We start from the raw sequence: 4,340 nt of genomic DNA on the forward strand, positions 1-4,340 counted from the left end.
TGCCCGCCCACCCTGCGGCACAGCTCCGACCACGCCAGCTCCTCCGCCACCCACGACTCCGCCCGCGTGGAGTCGCTCAGCACGTAGAAGTCGAACGCGTCCAGCTGCCCCGTCGCGGCGATGGACTCATACGTGGCCTGCACGTGCGCGAACACCGCGGCCGGGTCCTCGTTGTAGACGGGCATCACCACCGCGGTGCGGCGCGTGAGCGGCTGTTCGGCTTCCTCTTCCGTGGGCCAGCGCAGCCCCGGGACGCGCTGGTTGGACACCAGCTGGATGAAGCCCGCGATGCCGCTCCAGAACGACAGGGCGATCCACGCGAAGCACAGCGCGAACAGCCCCAGCACGAACAGCTCCGGCACCGTGGTGCCGTGGGCCGCGAGCAACCGGTGCATCTCCACGGAGGCGAACCCCGTGGACAGGGCCGCCAGCCCCAGCACCATCACGCGGCGGGGCCGCGCCAGGGCCGGAGTGTAGGGTTGGGCGTTCATGCGGACTCCGGGCTCCCGTGCGGCTCTTGAGTGTGTGTGGGACGCCGTGCCTAGCGCGACGGCGACACGCCGGCCTGGCTGGCGGCGGGACGCAGCCAACGGCGCAGCATGTCCATGAAGGGATTGAGCACGAGCACCTGCTCGCGCATCTGGCAGGGCACCTCCGCCGGGGCGGACATGGGCACTGCTTCACACACCGCGCGGCGCCACGCCTCCGGCAACGTGGACGGAGCGCGCATCAGCACGTCCGCGCCCCAGCGCGCGCCGCCCACCAGCACGAACGCGGCCCGGCCGCGCACCATCAAGGACGGCCCCACGTGCGACGGCCCCAGCACCTCCGCCAGCCAGCCCTCCACCCGCCAGCGCGCCAGCGCCAGCGCGGCCTCCGGCGACAGGGACATCTCGCGCGTGCCCAGGACCCAGCCCGAAAGCCGCTCCAGGTCCTGACGGGCGGTGAAGCCGAAGTCCTGGAAGAAGTTCTCCAGCGCGGCGCGGGTGTCCGCGCGGGCCTCCTGGGGCATGGCCGGAGCGAAGGAGATGAACGGGTGCGTGGTCACGGAATCCACAGGTAGCTCCAGGTCTCGGTGAGGGTCTCGGAACCGCGTTTCAGGAAGCAGCGCAGCTCGACGGGGCCTTCTCCGTCGGGCATGAGTTCGAAGGCAGCGCGGAAGCCACCGGTGACGGCGTGGACCTCCGCGCGCGGGTGCAGCACCTGGCCGCGCGAAGCGGTGACGACCGCCTCCACCGGGCCCGTGCCGTCCTTGCTGGCCTTCGTGAAGTCGAGGACGAAGCGCCGCGCCCCCGGCTTGCTGCCCGCCGCGACACGCGTCGCCGCGACGGTGGAACCTCCGGCCTTCGCGCCCTCGGGGGAAAAGCCCCAGGACAGCCGGTAGGAAAAGCGAAGGTGTGCACCCGCCGGCACCGGTGCATCCGGCACCCAGAAGGCCACGATGTTGTCGTGGATCTCCTCGCGGGTGGGCAGCTCCACGAGCCGCACGGAGCCCGCGCCCCAGTCACCCACCGGCTCCACCCAGGCGCCCGGACGCCGTTCCGAGCGCGCCTCCAGGTCCTCGTAGCTGCTGAAGGCCTGATCACGCTGCAACAGGCCGAAGCCCGACAGCCCGTCCGTATGGAAGCTGCTCACCTGGATCTGCTTGGGGTTCTTCAGGGGGCGCCAGAGCTTCTCGCCGTTCTTCATCCACACGGAGATGCCGTCGGAGTCGTGCACCTCCGGGCGGAAGTCGTCGAAGTCCCCCGGGTCGTTCTCCCCGAAGAGGAACATGCTGGTGAGCGGCGCCACGCCCAGCTGGCGCACCGCCTTGCGCACGAACACCGTGGAGTCCACGTCCATCACGGTCCGCTCACCCGGGTGGATGGCGAAGCGGTACGCGCCCGTGACGCTGGGGCTGTCCATCAGCGCGTGCACCACCACCGTGTCCGAGCCCTTCGCCGGCGTCTCCAGCCAGAACTCGCGGAACGTGGGGAACTCCTCGCCCCCCGGCTGCGCCGTGTCGATGGCGAGCCCGCGCGCGGACAGGCCATAGAGGTTGCCCTTGCCCAGCGCGCGGAAGTAGCTGGCGCCCAGGAAGGCCACCAGCTCGTCGTAGTAGTCCTTCGTGTTGAGCGGCGCGTTGAGCCGGAAGCCCGCGAAGCCGTTCACCTGGCCCTTGGGCGGATTTCCCACCAGCGGGCCGTAGGTGAACTGGTCCGTGGAGAACGGGACCGGGCGCGCCTTGCCGCCCTCCACCACGTTCACGCCCACCGGACGCGTGTAATAAAAACCGGGGTGGAAGAACTGCGCCCGGAAGGGCAGCCCCTCTTCACGCCACAGCGACGCCGCGTCGCGGAAGCGGATGTCCCGGTACTGATCGTAGGTGAGCTTCTCGAAGGACGGGGGCACGCCGACGGGCGGCTCCTGGTACGGCTTCGCGGCCAGCGCGCGGGCCTTCTCCTCCACCGTCCGCGCGGAGAAGCCGGCCGCCTTCGCCGTCCCCGCCTTGGGCTGCTGGGCACACGCCAGCGCCGCCACGCACAGCCCCATCCCCCAGGCCATCCCCACCGTCTGTCGCTGCCACCGCTTCAAAATCCCGCTCCTCACCCGAGGCCCACCGCCCGCGCCAGTACGGCGCGACGCGGCAAAGGCTAGCAACGGACGTGCCAGTCGGCAGGTGCTGGGGAATTTCCCAATCAATCCAAGGATCTACCCAGGATGGACTCTGGCGGAATCCTTGCTGCTCCAATGATTCTGGTGGCTTGAGAGGGCGGCCGAGAGAGGGGGCTGTCGGCGCCTGGACTGGGGGGTTGTGGACGATGGGGACAGCAGGCCAACAGCCCTGTCCGAAATCTCCACAGCCGCGTGGGACAGCCGGGCGGGAAGGATTTCCCGGGACATTGCCCCCCATTGCAGGCAGTGTGGTTCGGGCCTTGGGCGGCACCGGGAATCGTTCCGGCCGCCCAGGGGTTCCAAGACGTTCGCAGGTGCCTCGGGCCGTTGATTGGCCTGACCGCGTACCGCCAGGCGCCCCCGTATTCCGCGGGAGAGCGCGCTGCGCGGTCGGTCCCCCAACTGAGGGGGAGTGCGCCCACCCTTCTCATGCGGGATTTCATGACTTTCGACGAACTGCAGTTGACCGATTCGCTCCTCAAGGCCGTCAAGGCCGAGGGCTACACCACGCCGACGCCCATCCAGGCGAAGGCGATTCCCCATGCCCTCGCGGGCAAGGACGTGCTGGGCGTGGCCCAGACGGGCACGGGCAAGACGGCGGCGTTCGCGCTGCCCATCCTCCAGCGCCTGTCGGCGAAGGCGCCCGCGGGCGGCGCGCGTCCGGTGCGCTGCCTGGTGCTGACGCCCACGCGTGAGCTGGCCAGCCAGGTGAGTGACAGCTTCGTGACCTACGGCAAGAACCTCCCCCTGCGCCACGCGGTGGTGTTCGGCGGCGTGGGCCAGAATCCGCAGGTCCAGGCGCTGCGCCAGGGCGTGGACATCCTGGTGGCGACGCCGGGGCGCCTGCTGGATCTCATCGACCAGGGCTTCGTGACGTTGCGCGCGCTGGAAGTGTTCGTGCTCGACGAGGCGGACCGCATGCTGGACATGGGGTTCATCCACGACGTGCGGCGGATCATCAAGGTGCTGCCGCAGGTGCGCCAGACGCTGTTCTTCAGCGCGACGCTGCCGCCGGACATCATGGACCTGGCGCGCAACATCCTGAAGGACCCCGTGCGCGTGGAGGTGTCTCCCGCATCCAGCACGGCGGAGACGGTGAGCCAGCAGGTGTACTTCGTGGAGCGCGAGGAGAAGCGCGCCCTCCTCACGCACCTGCTCCAGGACGCGAAGACGATTCCGCGTGCGCTCGTCTTCACGCGCACGAAGCACGGCGCCAACCGCGTGGCCAAGCAGCTCACGGCGGCGGGCGTGCGCGCGGACGCCATCCACGGCAACAAGAGCCAGAACGCCCGCGAGCGCGCGCTGGACGAGTTCCGCGCCGGCACCCTGCGCGTGCTGGTGGCCACGGACATCGCGGCGCGCGGCATCGACATCGACGGGCTGTCGCACGTGTTCAACTACGACCTGCCCAACGTGCCGGAGCAGTACGTGCACCGCATCGGCCGCACGGGCCGCGCGGGCGCCAGCGGCCAGGCCGTGTCCTTCTGCGACTCCGAGGAGCGCGCGTACCTGCGCGACATCGAGCGCACCATCCGCCGCAGCGTGCCGGTGGTGGCGGACGCCGCCTTCCGTTCGCAGCTGCCCCCTCCCCTCCCCGGTGACGTGGAGGACGACCGTCCCCCGATGAACCGGGGTGGCCGGGGCCAGTCGCGCGGCGGCGGTGGTGGCGGCGGTCAGCGCCGGAG

The 4,340-nt window shown here is 70.5% G+C and carries 3 protein-coding genes and 1 pseudogene; 1 reads left to right on the top strand and 3 read right to left on the bottom strand.

Annotation, left to right across the window (positions count from 1 at the left end; all coding sequences use genetic code 11):
• From D7W81_RS40090 to D7W81_RS40100, 3 genes and pseudogenes are all read right to left on the bottom strand, one after another.
• Positions 1-491 (bottom strand): annotated as a pseudogene (locus D7W81_RS40090) (glucans biosynthesis glucosyltransferase MdoH); the annotation flags it as partial.
• Positions 492-541: 50 nt separating this feature from the next.
• Positions 542-1,057 (bottom strand): hypothetical protein, encoded by a 516-nt coding sequence (locus D7W81_RS40095; RefSeq protein ID WP_120560590.1) that lies wholly within the window; start codon positions 1,055-1,057, stop codon positions 542-544.
• Entirely contained in the window at positions 1,045-2,532 is a 1,488-nt protein-coding gene (locus D7W81_RS40100; protein WP_438503404.1) for an OpgD/OpgG family glucan biosynthesis protein, read from the bottom strand. Before D7W81_RS40100 ends, D7W81_RS40095 begins: the two co-directional genes overlap by 13 nt.
• A 564-nt stretch (positions 2,533-3,096) precedes the next feature.
• On the opposite strand from D7W81_RS40100, the gene D7W81_RS40105 reads away from it, so the two are divergent.
• Positions 3,097-4,340: DEAD/DEAH box helicase (locus tag D7W81_RS40105; protein ID WP_167508153.1), on the top strand; the 1,244-nt coding region annotated here is incomplete at its 3' end.

Source organism: Corallococcus aberystwythensis (genome assembly GCF_003612165.1).
In the GTDB taxonomy this organism is placed as follows: domain Bacteria; phylum Myxococcota; class Myxococcia; order Myxococcales; family Myxococcaceae; genus Corallococcus; species Corallococcus aberystwythensis.